Annotated in this window: 1 pseudogene; it reads left to right on the forward strand. The window is 56.1% G+C overall.

Going from position 1 to position 1,545, the window contains the following annotated elements:
* Window positions 1–1,545, forward strand: a pseudogene (locus QUB35_RS38950) (hypothetical protein); the annotation flags it as partial.

The raw sequence follows: 1,545 nt of genomic DNA on the forward strand, positions 1-1,545 counted from the left end.
ACAGTTGCAGCAACTATTTTTGCAAGCCACAGGCAACTTTACAGGAGCCAATTTCACCTACAGCGCCACAGACAACAGTGGCGCCTCCAGTCCCGCTACCGCTACTGTCGCGGCCATACTTCCAACTGGCAACCAACCGCCATTAGCCAACAATTCCAACTCCCGCCTCGGCCCCAACAGCAGCCAGTTAGTCACAGGATTGGGAGGAAGCGACGCCGACGGGTCGATCGTCTCTTACACGATCGACACCCTACCTCCTGCAGACCAAGCCGTGCTGTTTTTAGGAGATCCAGCTTTGGGCGGCGGCGTTGCGGTGACACCAGGCCAAGTCCTGACTCCACCACAGTTGCAGCAACTGTTTTTCTTCACGACGGGCAACTTTACAGGAACCAATTTCACCTACAGGGCGACAGACAACAGCGGTGCTATCAGTCCAGTCGCTACCGCTAGTGTGGCTGGACTGATACGGCCCACACCAACACCAACTGACAACCAACCCCCATTAGCCAACAATGCCAACTCCCGCCTCGGCCCCAACAGCAGCCGGTTAGTCACGGGATTGGGAGGAAGCGACCCCGACGGGTCGATCGTCTCTTACACGATTAACACCCTGCCATCACCAGACCAAGCAGTCCTGTTTTTAGGAGATCCAGCTTTGGGCGGCGGTGTACCAGTGACACAAGGTCAAGTCCTGACTCCTCAACAGTTGCAGCAACTATTTTTCTTCACCACGGGCAACTTTACAGGAGCCAATTTCACCTACAGCGCGAAAGACAACACCGGCGCTATCAGTCCAGTCGCTACCGCGACTGTGGCTGGACTGATAGGGCCCACACCAACTCCAACTCCAGCACCAACTCCAACAACTCCAACAACTTCAACTGACAACCTACCGCCAGTTGCCAACAATGCCAACTCCAGCCTCGGGCCCAACAGCAGCCGATTAGTCACGGGATTGGGAGGCAGCGACCCCGACGGGTCGATCGTCTCTTACACCATCAACACCCTGCCCCCAGTAGACCAAGCCGTCCTGTATTTAGGAGATCCCGCCAACGGCGGTGTACCAGTGACACCAGGCCAAGTCCTGACTCCAGCACAGTTGCAGCAACTGTTTTTCTTCACGACAGGCAACTTTACAGGAACCAATTTCACCTACACCGCTACCGACAACAGCGGCGCTATCAGTCCAGTCGCTACCGCTAGTGTGGCTGGACTGATAGGGCCCACACCAACTCCAAGCACAACTGACAACCAACCGCCAGTTGCCAACAATGCCAACTCCCGCGTCGGGCCCAACAGCAGCCAGTTAGTCACAGGATTGGGAGGAAGCGACCCCGACGGGTCGATCGTCTCTTACACCATCAACAGCTTGCCCTCACCAGACCAAGCCGTTCTGTTTTTAGGAGATCCCGCTTTGGGCGGTGGCGTACCAGTGACACCCGGCCAAGTCCTGACTCCTGCACAGTTACAGCAACTATTTTTGCAAGCCACAGGCAACTTTACAGGAGCCAATTTCACCTACAGCGCCACAGACAACAGCGGCGC

Source organism: Microcoleus sp. B13-B6, from assembly GCF_036705405.1.
Taxonomy (GTDB): Bacteria; Cyanobacteriota; Cyanobacteriia; order Cyanobacteriales; family Microcoleaceae; genus Microcoleus.